This is a genomic window from Nonomuraea sp. NPDC003707 (assembly GCF_053587055.1).
In genome coordinates this window covers 96,111-113,007 of sequence record NZ_JBSFNK010000022.1, presented here as the reverse complement: position 1 = coordinate 113,007, position 16,897 = coordinate 96,111, and the positions used below count along the sequence as shown (strand labels likewise).

9 protein-coding genes are annotated in these 16,897 nt (G+C 73.5%); 2 read left to right on the top strand and 7 right to left on the bottom strand.

What is annotated here, in order from left to right:
* Window positions 1–5 precede the first annotated feature (5 nt).
* Genes ACWDRB_RS42130 through ACWDRB_RS42115 form a run of 4 tightly spaced genes read right to left on the bottom strand, consistent with a single transcriptional unit; the run spans window position 6 to window position 6,403 of the window.
* Window positions 6–1,397 carry a glycoside hydrolase family 28 protein gene (locus ACWDRB_RS42130; protein ID WP_449903649.1) on the bottom strand — a complete coding sequence of 464 codons (1,392 nt, stop codon included), beginning with the start codon at window positions 1,395–1,397 and terminating at the stop codon, window positions 6–8.
* Window positions 1,398–1,406: 9 nt separating this feature from the next.
* Window positions 1,407–2,402 (bottom strand): hypothetical protein, encoded by a 996-nt coding sequence (locus ACWDRB_RS42125; protein ID WP_449903646.1) that lies wholly within the window; start codon window positions 2,400–2,402, stop codon window positions 1,407–1,409.
* On the bottom strand, window positions 2,399–4,891 hold the full coding sequence (locus ACWDRB_RS42120) for a family 78 glycoside hydrolase catalytic domain (RefSeq protein ID WP_449903644.1): 2,493 nt from the start codon (window positions 4,889–4,891) through the stop codon (window positions 2,399–2,401). Before ACWDRB_RS42120 ends, ACWDRB_RS42125 begins: the two co-directional genes overlap by 4 nt.
* Window positions 4,892–4,906: 15 nt before the next feature.
* A complete protein-coding gene (locus ACWDRB_RS42115; RefSeq protein ID WP_449903642.1) occupies window positions 4,907–6,403 on the bottom strand; it encodes an alpha-L-fucosidase in 1,497 nt (498 codons plus the stop codon).
* 132 nt (window positions 6,404–6,535) lie between these two features.
* Between ACWDRB_RS42115 and ACWDRB_RS42110 the strand changes: the two genes are divergently transcribed.
* Entirely contained in the window at window positions 6,536–9,463 is a 2,928-nt protein-coding gene (locus tag ACWDRB_RS42110) for a glycoside hydrolase family 2 TIM barrel-domain containing protein (protein ID WP_449903640.1), read from the top strand.
* A gap of 15 nt (window positions 9,464–9,478) precedes the next feature.
* Complete coding sequence (locus ACWDRB_RS42105; protein WP_449903638.1) at window positions 9,479–11,101, top strand: acyltransferase; 1,623 nt, start codon at window positions 9,479–9,481, stop codon at window positions 11,099–11,101.
* Here the strand turns inward: ACWDRB_RS42105 and ACWDRB_RS42100 are convergent.
* The 3 genes from ACWDRB_RS42100 to ACWDRB_RS42090 are packed head-to-tail and all read right to left on the bottom strand — an operon-like array spanning window position 11,038 to window position 16,636.
* Complete coding sequence (locus ACWDRB_RS42100; protein WP_449903636.1) at window positions 11,038–12,261, bottom strand: GDSL-type esterase/lipase family protein; 1,224 nt, start codon at window positions 12,259–12,261, stop codon at window positions 11,038–11,040. The two genes, ACWDRB_RS42105 and ACWDRB_RS42100, sit on opposite strands and share 64 nt — an antisense overlap.
* A complete protein-coding gene (locus tag ACWDRB_RS42095) occupies window positions 12,258–14,936 on the bottom strand; it encodes a family 78 glycoside hydrolase catalytic domain (RefSeq protein ID WP_449903633.1) in 2,679 nt (892 codons plus the stop codon). Before ACWDRB_RS42095 ends, ACWDRB_RS42100 begins: the two co-directional genes overlap by 4 nt.
* Entirely contained in the window at window positions 14,930–16,636 is a 1,707-nt protein-coding gene (locus tag ACWDRB_RS42090; RefSeq protein WP_449903631.1) for a hypothetical protein, read from the bottom strand. Before ACWDRB_RS42090 ends, ACWDRB_RS42095 begins: the two co-directional genes overlap by 7 nt.
* Between the last annotated feature and the right edge of the window lie 261 nt (window positions 16,637–16,897).

The window sequence follows — 16,897 nt, the reverse complement described above, 5'->3', positions numbered from 1 at the left end:
CCGTCTCATCCCCCGGAGTCCACGCGGCGGCCGTTGATCCAGACGTCGCGCAGCACGAGTCCCGTCACGTCGCGTACGACGTCGTCCTCGGCCATCTCCTCGAACACGCTGCCGCTCACCCGCACGCCCTTGATCGGGTTGCCCGGATTGCCGATCAGGTTGAACGCCCTGGGCGCCCGCCCGGCCCGCAGGCGGCGCACGTCGATGGCGCCCACGTCGGGGAAGTACGGGCCGGTGTCCTTGTTCTCGTAGTTCAGGGCCACCTCGATCACCGCGTCGGCGGCCTGCCCCACCGTGATGTCCCTGAAGTAGACGTCTCTGACGTAGCCGCCGCGGTCGGGGTTGGTCTTGACGCGGATCGCGCGCTCCAGGCGGGGGCTGCTCATCGTGCAGTTCCAGGCGTAGACCCAGCGCACGCCGCCGGTGGTCTCGCTGCCGATCGTCACGCCGCCGTTGCCGTCGCGCATCACGCAGGAGTCCACGAGGACGTTCATGGAGGGCGCGTTCACCCGGCGGCCGTCGGCGTTTTTGCCCGCCTTGATGGCCACGCAGTCGTCGCCGGTGTTGAACTCGCACCGCTCGATGAGCACGTCCACGCAGGACTCGGGGTCGCAGCCGTCGTTGTTGGGGCCGTTCGGGCTGTCCACGGTGACCTCGCGGATCGTCACGTTGGTGCACAGGACCGGGTGGATGTTCCACATGGGGGAGTCCTTGACCGTCACACCCTCGATCAGGACGTTGCGGCAGCGGTAGAGCTGGATGAGGTTGGGGCGCAGGTAGTGGCCCTCCCCGAACACCCGCTCGGCCACCGGCACGCCCTGCTCGGCCATGGCGGCCAGCAGGTTCTTGTCGGGACGCTCGGACGGCGGCGGGTCGCCCGACCAGTCCCACCAGTGCGTGGCGTCGGCCTGGCCGTCGATCGTGCCGCTGCCGGTGATCGCGACGTTCTCCCGCTCGTAGGCGTAGACGAACGGGGAGTAGTTCATCAGCTCGACACCCTCGTAGCGGGTGTGGACGACCGGCAGGTAGTCGGCGGGGTTCCGGCTGAACCGGATCGTGGCGCCCGCCTCCAGGTGCAGCTCGACGTTGTCGGCCAGGTGGATCGCGCCCGTGAGGTACGTCCCCGCGGGCACGAGCACGCGCCCGCCGCCCGCCGCCGCGCAGGCCGCGATCGCCTGCCTGAAGGCCTCGGTGCACATCGCGGTCCCGTCGCCGACCGCCCCGTGGCGGGTGACGGGGAAGGTGCGGCGGGGGAAGCGGGGCGGCCTGATCCGCCGCAGGATCCGCGGCACCCTGGCCCAGCCGTCCAGGTCGGGGGCCGCCTCCGCGCGCCCGGCCAGCTGGGGGGCCAGCACGGCGCCGGCCGCCACGGCCAGGAAGCTCCTGCGGGACTTCATGGTGCGCTCCTATCCATGGGCCAGGGAGATGCCGCGCCGCTCGACCAGCGTGTGCTCGCCGACCTGGTACGGCTCGACCCGCCGTACCGCCGTGTAGAAGTGGTGGGGCCGCCCGCCGTGGGAGACGAGCGCGGGCTTGTGCGCGTACGTGTCGTCGGCCGAGCCCGGCGGGCCCACGTCGATGAGGATCTCGCCGCTCTTGCGCCAGGTGCGCAGGTCGCGGGAGACCGCGAAGCTCTCCCTCGCGTGCCCGTCGAACGAGAGCCCGAAGTAGAACATCACCCACCAGTCGCCGTCGCGCAGCACGCACGGGTCGGAGGCGAAGCGCTCGTCGAACTCGCCCGGACCGCCGTGCGGGACGACCGGGCCGGGCTCCGGGCGCTCCCAGTGTTCGAGGTCGGGGGAGACGGCGTAGCCGATCTGCTCGCGCCAGCCGTCGTAGGTGCGGTTCTTGGCGTTGTAGAAGCAGTAGTAGAGGCCGTCGTGGCGGAGCAGCCACGACTTGTACAGGCCGCCGCGCTCCCACGCGCCGCCGTCCTGCGGGCGCAGCACCGACCCGACGTCCACCCAGGTACGCAGGTCCTCACTGGCCACGAACCCGATGACCGCCGCCCCCATCTCCATGCCCGCCTCGGGATAGGCGTGGTACGTGCCGACCGCCCGGCCGTCCAGCCGGGTCACCTGGCCGGGGGAGTCGAGGCGGTTGTCGCGCACGATCGACGTGAGCGCCGCGTTGTAGCCCCGGTACGGGTGCGCGGGGTCGCGCGGCAGGATCACCTCGCCCGGCGTCCACGACACGAGGTCCGCCGATCGGCTCAGCGCGGTCTGGTAGCCGGTCCCGTCGAAGCCGACGTACGTCATCAGGTACTCGCCGCCGTCGGAGCACACGAACGGGCAGTCCACGAAGAGGCTGTCGAACCTGCCCGGCTCCCGTGACCCCTCGACCAGCAGCCTGCCGGCCTTGTGCGGGGTCCTGACGCGGGCGGCGTCGTACGTGCCGATCACCTGCCTGCCCCGAACGTCCAGCGCCCGGCCGGCACCTCATAGGCACGGGCCCCGAGCTTGACCGCCGCGTCCGGCACGGCGTGCCGGGCGAGCCCGAGGTCGGGCAGCCGCACCTCGGCCGACGAGCCCGGCGGGACCGCCACGTCGAGCGTGAACTCCCCGTCCGCGCGGGTCCAGGACACCTCGACCCCGCCGTACGGGGTCACGGTGCTCGCCCGCACCGACTCCAGGTCGCCGGGGGCGGCAGGCTCGATCAGCAGCCTGCGGAAGCCGTTCGAGCCGGAGGCCTGGCCGATGCCGCCGAGGCCGCGGTAGAACCAGGCGTCGACGGCGCCCAGCATGTAGTGGTTCTGCGACAGGCCCCTCGTCGGCCCGTCCCACGCCTCGGTGAGCGCGGTGGCGCCGTGCCGTACCTGGTAGCCGTAACTGGGATGGCTCGTCGAGGTGGCGAACGCCCACAGGGCGTCGTGCCGTCCCGCCCGGCCGAGCACCCTGAACAGGGCGGGCAGCGCGATCTCGCCGACCGTGATGCCGCCGCCCGCCACCGCATCGGAGATCCGGTCCAGCACCCGCTCGTCGGTGATCACGCCCATGTCGAGCGCCAGGATCTCCGACGCCTGGCTGCGGGAGCCGGCGAAAGTACGGGAGAACGCGGCGGTGACCTGCTCGGTCAGGGCCCGGTAGCGCTTGGCGTCGTCGTCGCGGCCCAGCACGCCGGCGGCGCGGGCCAGCGTGCCCGCGGCCCGCCAGTAGCCCCAGGTGGAGACCAGCGGGACGGGCGTCGAGTCGTCCAGACCGATCCAGTCGCCCAGCCCGTGGCCGAGGACGCCGTCCTCGGCCTTCGACGTGAGGTAGTCGACATAGCGGCGCATCGCGTCGTAGTGCGTCTCCATCGCCGACGGGTCGCCGTACCAGCGGTAGAGCTGCCACGGGATGCGGACGATCGCGCCGCCCCAGTTGGGGTCGTCCCTGAAGGGCGCGTCGAACACCAGGAACTCCGGCGCGATGTCCGGCACCAGCCCGTCCCCGGTCTGCGCCTCGGCGATGGTGACCAGCAGCTCGCGGTAGTAGGCGGCCACGTCGTAGTTGTAGGCGACGACGTCGAACAGCAGGTGGGTCTGCTCCAGCCAGCCCAGCTTCTCCCGGTGCGGGCAGTCGGTGAGGACGCTGTACATGTTGCCCCGCACCGCGCGGTCGATGATCGTGTGGATGTCGTTGACCAGGGCGTCGGAGGTCTCGAACGAGCCGGTGGGAGTGTTGTCCGCGCGGAGCACGAGCGCGGTCACGGCCTCCGGGCCGACGTGTTCGGGCAGGCCCTGGACCTCGACGTAGCGGAAGCCGTCGTAGCGGAAGCTCGGGTGCCAGGTCTGCGGGCCGTCCTTGGTGACGTACGTGTTGAAGATCGGCGCACCGGTGGTGGGCTTCGACTGGATGACCCGGCCGTAGTCGTCGAGCTGGTCGCCGGGCACGAGCCGCAGGTGGCGGCCGGCCGGGAGGTTCAGGCTCAGCTCGGCCCAGCCCGCGACGACCGTGCCGACGTCGAAGACCGGCGTGCCGTCGGTAGCGGCGAGCCTGGCGGTCGCGGGCAGCCGTTCGGTGACCCTGATGGGCGGGCAGGCGCGCGACCTGAGCACGTCCTTCGTGCCGGGGACGACGGTGGCGGGTCGCCAGGCGGAGGCGGTGCGGCGGGCGTCGTGGTCCTCGCCGCCGTACCAGTGGGAGCGCACGGTCGGGCCCTCGGCGGCCCGCCAGTCGGGGCCCGTGACGAACCGGCCGAACGAGCCGTCGGCGTAGTCCAGTTCGAGCTGCGCGATGGCCCGCGGGGCGGCCTTGGAGCCGAAGAACTTCATGTACCGGTCCTGGTGCGGGAAGACGTGCGCGATCCCCGGGCCCAGCTCGACGCCGAGCGTGTTGCGGCCCTCGCGCAGCAGCTCGGTCACGTCGTGGGTGGCGTACACGACGCGCCTGCCGAAGTCCGTGTACGGCGGCTCCAGCACGGCGTCGGTCACCGGCCCGCCGTTCACCGTGGCGACGTAGACGCCGAGGCCCGCCACGTGCAGCCGGGCGCGGACGACCGGCTGGGCCAGGACGAACTCGCCCTTCAGCAGCGGCAGCGGCCTGCCCTCGCCCGCGCGCGGGTTGCCCTCGTCGTGCCAGTCGGGGTGGGTGATCCACGAGGCCGTCCAGTCGTCCGGGCTCAGCAGGCCCAGCTCGAAGCGGGCGGGCGGGCTCCAGCCGGACCATCGGCCGTCGCCGTCGCGGATCCGCACCCGCCAGCGCGCCGCCGTCCGGGAGGTCAGGGGTCGCCCGTCGTACACCACGCGCTGGCCGGCCGACTCGACCTCGCCGGTGTCCCATAAGTCGGGCTCGACCCGTACGTGGTAACCGGTCTGCGTCGTGGCGCCGGTCAGCTGCCAGCTGAGTGTCGGGCGGGTGATCTCGATGCCGAGGGGGTCGATCAGGTCGCACGTTCGCAGGTTGGTCGCCATGGCAGGGGCTCCAGGTCAGGTGATTTTGAGCATGTACGCGGCTTTCGTGGGTGGCGTCGGGGGCAGGTCGGTATACAGGGCCTCCTCGGCCAGCCGCCAGGCGACGGGGCCGTGGCCCAGGAGCTCGACCCGGGCGGGGCGGCGCTCCAGCAGCCCTTCGCCGGTGCCCATACTGGTGATCGCGGCCGTCCCCTCCTCCGGCCAGGCGAGCAGCGTGGCGTACACCGCGTCGCCGCGCCGGGTGAAGCGGATGTCGCCCGGCCGGTAGGCGCGGTCGGCCTCGTTGTAGCCCTCGTACCCCTTCGTCTCGCCCAGGCCCGTGGCGCCCTCGGCGGCGCGCTTCCACGGCGTCGTGCCGTACACGCCCTCGCCGCACACCCGCAGCCAGTCGCCCACCTCGCCCAGCAGGGTGCGGGCGTGCGCGTCCACGGTGCCGTCGGCGCGCTGCGGGACGTTGAGCAGCAGGGTGCCGTTCTTGCTGACCACGTCGATCAGCGTGTGCACGACCTGCTGCGACGTCTTGCGCGGGTGGAACATCGGGTCGTCGTCCGAGCAGTCGAACCACTCGCCGTCGCTGGTGTCGAACTGCCAGGGGTACGGCTGCGCCGCGTCGAGCTGGCGGCGTTCGCAGTCGAGGACGACGGCGGTGCGGTCGGCGTCGGGGACGTCCTTGACGGTCACCAGGCCGCCGGTCGGGCAGGTGTTGTAGTAGTGGGCGAGCAGGTCGAGACCGCGCGTGCTGACCGGCTCCGACTCGACCACGCTGCCCGCGTCGAACGGCAGGCGGCCGTCGTCGAGATAGACCAGGTCGGGGCGGTAGCGGTCGATCGCCTCGCGCACGCGGGCGTAGAAGCGGTCCGCCACCTGGGGCGGGGGCTTGGCGCCCGGGGCGTGCCTGGCCGGGTAGAGCTCGGCCGGGTCGAGGCCCTCCCACCAGGTGCCGGCGCCGTCGCCCTTGGTCAGCCCCCCGTCGTGCGGCCGGCCGGTGGCCGGGTCGGCGCCGTGCGCGACGTCGAGCCAGCGCCAGGTCCAGTTGTTGTGGAAGCTGAGCCCGAACGGCAGCCCGGCCGCGCGGGCCGCCCGCTCCCAGGCGCCGACGATGTCGCGGCGCGGGCCGACGCGGGTGGCGTTCCAGGCGTGCTGCCCGGAGTCCCACAGGTCGAAGTTGTCGCAGTGGGCGGCCAGGGCGACGAAGTAGCGGGCGCCGCTGGAGACGTACAGGTCGATCAGCTCGCCGGGGTCGAAGCGCTCGGCGCGCCAGCGGTGGAAGAGGTCCTTCGCGCCGCCCGCGCCGAAGCGGTCGCGGTGGTGGGCGTGCTGGCGGTCGGCACGGCGGCGCTCCCAGGCCTCGGAGGCGGGTTGCATGCCGTAGAGGTGGCGGGCGTACCAGTCGCCCGAGCTCGCCACGGACTGCGGGCCCCAGTGCGACCAGATGCCGAACTTGACCTCCCCGAACCACTCGGGGATGGGGTGACGGCGAAGCGACTCCCAGTCCGGCAGAAACCCGCGCATGGCCCACCTATCTTATTGAAACGATTTACCTAGGATATATTTATTCAATGTCGGATGTCAATGCATGAGGAGCTGGCAGGCGGGAATCTTCGCGTATAGGGTTAAAACGTTTTGTCGCGGAAGGGCGTGCGGATGGTTGACTTCCACGAAGACCCCGGGCCGGGCTCCGGGCGGCGGGCGGCACGCGCGGACTTCCTCTCCGACGCGCCGCGCCTGTCGCTCAACGGTCAGTGGCGCTTCCGGCTCTCCGGCACGGCCGAGGGCACCGGCCCCTCGCTGCCCGACCCGGCGCTCGACGACACCGGTTGGGAGACGATCCTGGTGCCGTCGCACTGGGTGCTGGAGGGGCACGATCGCCCGCTCTACACCAACACCGCCTACCCGTTCCCCATCGACCCGCCGCACCTGCCCGACGGCAACCCCACGGGCGACTACCGCCTCCGCTTCGACCTGCCCGACGGCTGGCCCGAAGACTGGCCCGGCGGCAGGGCCGTGCTGCGCTTCCAGGGGGTGGACTCCTGCGGCACGGTGTGGCTGAACGGCTCGTTGCTCGGCCACTCGAAGGGGAGCAGGCTGCCGTTCGAGTTCGAGGTCACGGGGCTCGTCCGGCCGCGCGGCAACCTGCTCGCCGTACGCGTGCACCGCTGGTCGTCCGGCAGCTACCTCGAGGACCAGGACATGTGGTGGCTGCCGGGCATCTTCCGCGACGTGGAGCTGCTGGCCCGCCCCTCCGGCGGCATCGACGACTTCACCGTCCGCGCCTCCTACGACGCCTCCGACGGCTCCGGCACCCTCCTCGTCACCGCCGACGCCCCCGGCCTGGTCGAGATCCCCGAGCTGGGCCTCGCGGTCGCGACCGGGGAGGAGGTCACCGTCCCCGGCGTCGAACCGTGGAGCGCGGAGTGCCCGCGCCTCTACCGCGGCACCCTCACGGCGGCCGGGGAGACGATCGACCTCCCGATCGGGTTCAGGACCGTCGAGATCGCCGGCGGGCGGCTGCTGATCAACGGGGCGCCGGTCCTCTTCCGCGGCGTCAACCGGCACGAACACCACCCGGAACGCGGCCGGGCCCTCGACCGCGACACCATGATCCGCGACATCGTGCTGATGAAGCGGAACAACGTCAACGCCGTCCGCACCGCCCACTACCCGCCGCACCCGGAGTTCCTGCGGCTGTGCGACGAGTACGGGCTGTGGGTGGTGGACGAGTGCGACATCGAGACCCACGGGTTCATCTACGCCGGTTGGGAGGGCAACCCGCCGGCCGAGCCGATGTGGCGCGACGCCCTGCTCGACCGGGCCCGGCGCATGGTCGAACGCGACAAGAACCGCCCCAGCGTCGTCATCTGGTCGCTGGGCAACGAGAGCGGGAGCGGGCCGGCGTTCGGCGACATCGAGCGGTGGATCCGGGCCCGCGACCCCGGGCGGCCGCTGCACTACGAGCGCGACCCGAGCTACCGGCACTCCGACTTCTACACCCTCATGTACCCGTCGCTGGACGACCTGGAGCGTATCGGGCGGCGCGAGGAGGACCCGCCGGACGGGGTCGTACCGGGGTCGGCCGACGACGTGCGCCGTCGCGGGCTGCCGTTCCTGCTGTGCGAGTACGCCCACGCCATGGGGAACGGGCCCGGCTCGCTGGCCGACTACCAGGCGATCCTGGAGTCGTACGAGCGGTTCTGCGGGGCGTTCGTGTGGGAGTGGATCGACCACGGGTTGACCGGGCACGACGCGCTGGGCCGCCCGTACTTCCGGCACGGCGGGGACATCGACCACCAGCCGAACGGCGGCCGGTACTGCCTGGACGGGCTGCTGTTCCCGGACCGCACGCCGTCCCCGGGGCTGGCGGAGCTGCGCAAGGCGCTCGAGCCGGTCGGGATCGCGGTGGACGTGGGGGCGGGGGAGGTGGTGGTCGCCAACAAGCACGACCTGATCGACCTCGGACACCTGGACTTCCGGTGGTGGGTGGAGGTGGACGGCGTCCCTGCGTCGAAGGGCGGGGTGCTGCGGGTCCCGGGGTGCGGGCCGCGGGAGACAGCGCGGGTGCCGTTGCCGGAGGTGGCGGTCCGCACCCTGGAGGGCGAGACGTGGATCACGATCGAAGCCGCGCTCGCGACCGCGACCGGCTGGGCGCCGGCGGGGCACGTGGTCGCCTTCGCCCAGTCCCGCCTCGGCACCACCCCCCACCACCGCCCGGCCCCTCCGCCCGCCGACCCGCCGACCCTCGCGGGGCTGCCGTTGGGTGGGGCGGTGTTCGAGCCCAGGACAGGGCGGTTGGTCCGGCTGCACGGGGTCGAGCTGGACGGGCCGGTGCTGGACGTGTGGCGGGCCCCGACCGAGAACGACCGCGGCCAGGGCCCCAGGAACGCGCTCGCCGCCGACTGGGAGGCCGTGGGGCTCGACCGCTTCCTGCACCGGACCGTCGCCCTCGAAAGGCCGGACGAGTGCACGCTGGTCGTCCGCGGCCGGAGCGGCCCGGCCACCCGGACCCTCGGCTTCCTCACCACGTACACCTGGCAGTGGCGCGACGGCGCGCTGCACCTGCGGATCGAGGCCGAGCCCGTCGGCGACTGGCACGACACCGCCTACGGCCACCTGAACGTGAGCCCGCCGCGCATGGGCGCCAGGTTCGCCCTGCCCGGCGGCTACACCGACGTCACGTGGTTCGGGCGGGGCCCGGGCGAGTCGTACGCGGACAGCCGGGACGCCGCGCGGGTGGGCCGGTTCGCGCTGGCGATCGACGCGCTCCAGACCCCGTACGTGGTGCCGCAGGAGAACGGCAACCACGTCGAGACCCGCTGGCTGGAGCTGTCCGGCGCGGGGCTGCCGACCCTGCGCGTGGACGGCGAGCCGCACCTGGACTTCACCGCCCGCCGCTGGACCAGCGAGGCGCTGCAGGCGGCGGCCAGGCCGCACGACCTGCGCGACTCCGGGCGCGTCTGGCTGAACCTGGACCACGGGCAGCAGGGCCTCGGCAGCGCCTCCTGCGGCCCCGCCCTGCCCGAGCGGTACCGGCTGCCGGTCCGCCGCCACTCCTGGTCGATGACGTTGACCGCCTGAGAGGATGCTGATCACATGACGGAACCGACCAAGTTCGACTTCTGCCCGTGGCTGTTCTGGGACCACGCGACCGAGGAGGACCGTCGCGCCCAGGAGAGCCACCTGGAGGAGCTGCGGGCCAGGTTCGACCTCAAGGCGGGCAAGGTGTTCGTCTCGCCGCTGGCCGCCGTGTACGCCGACCGCCTGCGCATGGGCGACCACTGCTACATCGCGGCCCACGCGTACGTCACCCATGACGTCGTCATGGGCGACGACTGCACCGTCAACCCGTACGCCGTGGTGCGCGGGAACATCGTCCTCGGCGACGCCGTGCGGATCGGCGCGCACACGTCCCTGCTCGGCTTCAACCACGGCACCGCCCCTGACCGCCCGGTCTTCCGCCAGCCGACCACGTCGAAGGGCATCCGGATCGGCGACGACGTGTGGATCGGCTCGAACGTGGTCGTGCTCGACGGGGTGACCATCGGCGACCACGCCGTCGTCGGCGCGGGCGCGGTCGTCACCAAGGACGTGCCCGCCTGGGCCATGGTCGCGGGCAACCCGGCCCGCCGCATCCGCGACCGCCGCGCCACCGGCTCGGGGGACGATCTGGAAGGGCTGCTCGCCGGGTTCGCCGCCCGCGCCAGGGAGCAGGCGGAGGACGTGCTGGGGCGCTGCTGGACGGGGGAGCGGTACGTGGACCGCCCGGACGCCCCGCCGACCGTCCGCGCCTGGTGCGACGCGGTGGAGATCGCCGACCTCCTCCTGGACGGCCCGCCCCCGACCCCGGCGCGGGAGGAGATCGTCGCGTTCCTGCGCGACCGCCAGGACCCGGCCACGGGCCTGGTCCCGGAGCTCGGCGCCTCCGGGCCACCGGAGCTGGACGGGGTCGCCGCCTATCACGTGCTCTGCGTCGGCTATGCCCTCGACCTGCTCGGCACCCGGTTCCGGCACCCGGTCCACGCCGTCGCGGACGTCACCTCGCAGGACCTGATCACCTCGCTCGACGCCCTCGACTGGGAGCGCAACGCCTGGACGGCGGGCTCGTGGGTGGACGCGTTCGGCACCGGCCTGCACCGCAACCTCGCCGACTTCGGCGTGCGCGGCGAGACCGAGACCCTGTACGGGTGGCTGCTCACCCGCTGCAGCCAGGCCCACGGGATGTGGGGCGAGCCGGACCCGGACGCGGGCTGGCTGCAGGTGGTCAACGGGTTCTACCGGCTGACGCGGGGGACGTTCGCGCAATTCGGGGTGCCGGTGCCGTATCCCGAGCGGGCCGTCGACACCGTGCTCGCGCAGGCCCGCGACCCGCGCTACTTCGGCCCGGACACCGGCAACGCCTGCAACGTGCTCGACGTCATCCACCCGCTGTGGCTGCTGGGCAGGCAGACCCGGCACCGCCGCGAGGAGGGCGCGGCGTGGGCGAAGGAGCACCTCGTACGGGCGGTCGGCGGCTGGCACGACGGGGCGGGCCTCAGCTTCGCCCTGACCAGGGGGAGCGGCGCGGCCCGCACGCCCGGGCTGCAGGGCACCGAGATGTGGCTGGCCATCATCTGGCTGCTCGCCGACTACCTCGGCGTCTCCGACGCGCTCGGCTACCGCCCCCGGGGCATCCACCGCCCGGAGCCGGCGGCGCGCCTGCCCAGACCCGGCCGCTGACCGGCGGCGTCGAGCAACACGCGCGGTTCGAGCGCGGCGGCCATCGCCCGGTGGCCCGCCGCGCTCGGGTGCAGGTGGTCGCCGCAGTCGTAGCGGGGCAGCAGGCGGCGGGGGTCGGCGGGGTCACGCAGCGCCGCGTCGAAGTCGGCCGGCCCGTCGAACACGCCGCCGTCCCGTACGAACGCGTTCACCGCTTCCCGAGCCCGCTCGCCCGCGGCCGTGTGGTACTCCGCGCCCGCGAAGGGCGGGAGCGTGCCGCCGATCACGCGTACCCCGGCGGCGTGCGCCCGCTCGACGATGCGCCGGTAGGCGGCGACGAGCGGCTCCGCCCGCGCGCCCGCCCCGAGGTCGTTGACGCCCGCCAGCAGGATCACGGCGCCGATCCCCGGCTTGGCCAGCACCTCGGCGGCCAGCCGCGCCTCGGCGTCGCGTCCCGTCCCGGTGGCCAGCACCCGGCCGCCGGACACGCCCTCGTTCACCACGGAGAGCGGCCATGACTCCAGCAGGGCCCGGTCGGCGAGGAGGTCCGGCCAGCCGTGGCCGGTCTCGGAGCCGACCCCGGTCGTGATCGAGTCCCCGAGCACCGCCACCGCCGACACCGGCTCGGGCGCGGTGACGATCAACGCGTCCAGCCAGTGCCAGACCGCCACCCCCTCGACGTACGCGGCCCCGTCCTCGTCGGCGGTGTGGTCACCGGGGAGCGACCGGTAGGCCGCGTCGTCCGGCGGGGCCGTGGCCCGGTTGCGGCCGGTCAGGACGCCGCCGTCGCCCCGCAGGTGCAGGCTGACGGCCAGGCCCTGCCGGGCCGCCACCCGGCCGGGCAGCGGGTCCCCGAGCGCGGTCGCGCCCGGGGCCAGCGTCACCTCCGGCCGCCCGCCGAACGTCACCGTCCGGTTCGACCCCGGCACCAGCGCAGCCCCGGAGCGCGGGACGCCCACGCGGACGTGCCCGAACGTCACCGGCCGGTCCCCGAGCGCGTTGGTCAGCCGTACCCGCAGGCCGGTCCCGCCCGCGCCGGTCCGCACCAGATTGCGTACGGTGAGATCCCGCAGCCCGGCCCCCGCCCGCTCGGCGGCGGCCGCCCACGTGGTCACCGGACGGCCTCCCCCGGGCTGCTCGGTGTCGGTCGCCCACGTGGTCACCAGGCGGCCGTCCGTCATCGCTCCCACGCCGCGGTGAACTCGTAGCGGCCGGACGCGACCCGGCACACCAGCGCCCCGCCGACGACCTCACCGGGCACGGGCGCGCCGGACTCGCGGACAGAAGCCGGATCGGTGGTCGGCACGTGCACCGTGGCCTCGGCCCCCGGCGGGATGCGGACCTCCAGCCGGAGCGTGTTCCCGTCCACTTCCCACCGGCTGCCCAGCCGGCCCAGCGGGCTGTCGTACGAGGCCGCGGCCCACTGGAGCCGCCCGCCGGGCAGCGGCCGGATGAGCGGGCGGCGGAACCCGACGGACCCCTCCTCCTGCCCGATCCCCGCGACCCCGCCGTACAGCCACGCCCCGACGGAGCCCAGCGCGTAGTGGTTGAAGGAGTTCATGGCGACGGGCCCGAAGCCGCTCTCCTCCGTCCACCCGTCCCACCGCTCCCAGATCGTGGTCGCGCCCCGCTTGATCGAGTACCCCCACGACGGGTAGCGGTCGTCGTGCAGCAGGGAGTAGGCCAGGTCGTGGTGGCCGTGCGCCGACAGGACGGGACCGAGCAGCCCCACCCCGGCGAAGCCGGTGGTCAGGCGTCGCCCACGTCCTTCCAGGTCGGCCACCAGGTGCCCGACGGCCGAGGCGACGAGGGGCTCGGGGATCAGGCCGTGCGCGAGGGCCAGCAGGTAGCCCGTCTGCGTGTCGCCCGTGACGTGGCCGTCCGCCGACACGAACGCCCGGACGAAAGCGTCCCCGATCCTCGAACGCAGCTCGGCATAGTGGGCGGAAGCGGTCACGTCGCCCACCACGGCGGCGGCCTTCGAGGTCAGCTCCGCGCTCAACGCGAAGTACGCGGTGGCCATCACCTCGCGCGAGGTCCGCACGCCCGCCTGCAGCCAGTCGCCGTAGTGGCTGCCGGTCCGGTTGCGCCAGATCAGTTCGGGGTTGTGGCGTTCGACGTGGTCCACCCAGCGCCGCATGCTGGGCAGGCTGTCGCGCAGCACCCGCTCGTCCCCGTACACCCGGTACAGGTGCCACGGGACGACGGTGGCGGCGTCGCCCCAGCCGGGCGTGCCGTGCCGCTCGGTCATGACGTGCGGGATCACGTCCGGCACCGCGCCCTCGCCGGTCTGCGCGTACCGCAGGTCCGCCAGCCAGCCGGTGAAGAACGCGGCCACGTCGGCGTTGTAGCAGGCGGTCGGCAGGAACACCTGCGCGTCGGCGGTCCATCCGAGGCGTTCGTCGCGTTGCGGGCAGTCGGTCGGCACGGAGACGAAGTTGCCGCGCTGGCTCCACCGGATGTTGCTCATCAGCCGCCGCACCATGTCGTCCGAGCACGAGAACTCGCCCGCGACCGGCGTGTCGGAGTGCAGCACCCGCCCCACGACCTCGACGTCCGCGTGCCCGCTGACCTCGACGTACCGGAAGCCGTGCACGGTGAAGCGCGGCTCGAACGTCTCCACCGCCGCCCCGGCCGCCACATAGTGGTCGGTGGCCTCGGCCGAGCGCAGGTTGGCGGTGTAGAGGCCGCCGTCGTCGTCGAGCGCCTCGCCGTGGCGCAGCGTGACCCGGGCGCCCTCGGGGGCGCCGCGCACCACCAGGCGGACCCGGCCCGCGATGTTCTGGCCCAGGTCGACGATGGTACGGCCGTCGCCCCGGCGGACGTCCACCGGCACGAGGTCCTGGGTGACGCGGACGGGCTCGGCGGCGGACGGGACGAGGACGTCGTGCGCGGTGTCCACGACTCCGGCGGGGGCCCAGGAGGCGTCGTCGAATCCGGGCAGGTCCCAGCCGGGCTGTTCGAGGCGCGCGTCGTACCACTCGCCCATGAGCAGGTCGGCGTGGCGCAGCGGCCCGGTGCTCTCCCGCCAGCGCCCGTCGGTGCCGACGACCGTACGGGAGCCGTTCTCGTGCTCGGCGACGATCTGGACCAGCAGCTGCGGGCGCCGGCCGTACCGCACCGCCTGCTGCCGCATGTCCCAGCCGAGGCTGCCGGACCACCAGCCGTCCGCGAGGATCGCCCCCACGCAGACGGGGCCGTCGCCGGCCAGGTCCGTGACGTCGTAGACCTGGTACGGCACCCGCTGCCGGTAGTCGGTCCAGCCCGGCGTCAGCTCGCCGTCGCCGACCCGGTGGCCGTTGACGCGCAGCTCGTACAGCCCCCGGGCGCTGCACGCGATCCGCACGGCGGTCGCCGGGGGCAGGTCGAGCACGCGCCGGAAGTACCGAGGCGCGGGCAGGCCCGCGGTGCGGGCGGAACGCGGCTCGCCCTCGTCGGTGGGCGGTTCGAACGGCGGCTCGGTCTCGGGATCGTGCCCGATCCAGGCCGCCACCCACTCGTCCTGGTGCATCACCCCGGTGTCGAACCACGACTCCGCGGCCCCGCCGGGCCCCGTCTCGATCCGGGCCTCGACCGTCCAGGTGTAGCGGGTGAACGACGCCAGCGGCGCGCCGCCGTAGTCGGCGCTGACGTCCTGGCCCTCGACCCAGCCGCTGTCCCAGACCAGGACGCCGCGCGCGTGGACCCGGATCCGGTACGCGTCCTGTGCGTCGCCGCGCCGGTCCGAGGCCAGCCGCCAGCTCAGCCGGGGCACCGGCGTGCCGATGCCGAGCGGGGTGCCGCGGTGTTCGCAGCGCAGGTCGTACGGCCGCAGCGAGCCGCCTGCGGGCACCTCGGGGAGAGACCGGTTCACCATGCCCACTCCTTCGCCGGCCGGGCCAGCTCGTAGTCGCGCCGGGGCGCGGTCGGATGGACCTTGCGCCCGCTGTACATCGGCCGGGCGGTCCCCTCCGGGCTGATGCCGATCACGTCGTCCCCCCGCCAGCGCACGCGGTACTCCCGCCCCGCCGCCACCTCGGTGGTCGCCGTCTCGGGCACGGGGAACGTGACCGTGACGCGCTCCCCTCGCCGTGGCGCCGGGATCGACAGGTAGCCGTCCGGCGCCCACGCCCCGGCCTGGGTCCCGTCGAAGTCCCCGCTCTCGCGGGCGACGCGCACCTTGGCGTACCCGGACCAGTCGGGCACCCGCATCCGCAGCTCGCGCAGGTCCTCGTGGACGTCCAGGTCGACGCGGCCCTCGTGGGGGAGGTGGCTGAGCACGGTGACGTGCCGGGTGGCCCGGGTGAGGAGCAGGTTGACCCGGACGGCGTGGGGATCGGCGGTGACGATCGAGTTCCAGCCCCAGAACAGGCCGCGCAGCCCCGAGCCGACGCAGCACGCCTGCACGTCGGCCGTGTGCCCGCGGCCCAGCTCCACGTCGCAGACGAAGTCGTTGGGCGCGCCGTACCCGGCGAAGGCCCCGCGTACCCGCTCGCCCACCCGCACGTGGGTGACCCAGCCCGGCTCGTCTCCCGAGGTGTCGGGCGCGGACTCCACCCAGCTCAGGTCCAGGAGTTGCGACTCCACGAGGTGGTTGCGCAGGAACCGCTCCACCACGCCCCAGTACGCGGTGTGGCCCGACCCGGCCAGCGTGGTCCCGGTGCCGATCAGGTCCACCAGGGAGCAGCTCTCGTGCTCGTAGCGCTGGTCGGCCAGGTCGCCGGGCGTCCAGCCGAACGCGGTGGCCTGCCCGAGCGCCCAGTCGTAGGCGCGGCGGACGTACGCGGTCAGCTCGTGGTCGCCGACGTGGCGGGCGTAGCGGGCGAGCCCTTCGAGCGTGCCGAGGCGGGTGTGGAAGTGGGCGCTGCGATACGCGCGGGCGGGGTTGAAGCTCCCATCGTCCCCAAAGACTCCGCTCTTGTGCACGATCAGCCGGGCGAACCAGCCGCACAGCTCCAGCGCGTCCTCGTTGCCCGTCGCCTGGTGGTAGCGCAGCAGCGGCATGATGAGCCGGCCGCTGAACGAGGCCGGGTCGGGGGCGAGGTGGAGCGCGATCGCGTTCGGCGAGGGCCAGCCGCCGGGGGTGTACTCGGAGGCGGGGTAGAACCACACGTCCCGCTCCTTGATCGCGATCCGCTTGAGCGCGGCCACGTGCCGGTCGGCCAGCCTTCTGGCCTCGGGGTCGCCGTCGGAGACGTACCAGGTGGTGAGCGAGAGGAGGACCGCCCGCTGGTCGATGAGGTTGGCGTTCGGGGGCCAGCCCACCTCGGGGCGCGCCAGGCGGTAGCTCAGCCCGTCGTCGCCGAAGAAGCCGATCAGCCGCCGCCTGAACCCCTCCTCCACCTCTCGCCAGGTGTCCTTGCCGGTCATCTGCCGGGCGAGCACGCAGGCGTCCAGGAGCCGTCCGTGGCTGGAGCCGTAGTCCCAGTCGCCGTGCCGCAGCGCCGCGGGGCGGGCCAGGAGGTCGGCGCTGAAGTACGGGATGCCGTCCATGTCCTGGTCGGGCAGTCCGGCCACCGCGTTCATGGCCAGCTCGGCCCGTTCTTCCAGCAGCACCGTGTCGGGGATTTCGGGCATGGGCGTCCCTTCGCATAAATATTCATACATGCATAGACGTCCCATCAAGCGTGCGTCGTCCCTCCCGCCCCGTCAAGGTGCACCCCCGCACTTCGGCCGAGGTCCTTCCGGGGAGAAGGGGTGGCCGGGCGCCGCGCCGTTCCCGCCCCACGGCGCGCTCGGCGGCGCCACGCCCCGCTCCAAGCGGCGACGCACGCCCCCGCTCCAAGCGGCGACGCACGACGGGCGGTCGGTGGGTGCCCTCCTCAAGGGACGGCAACC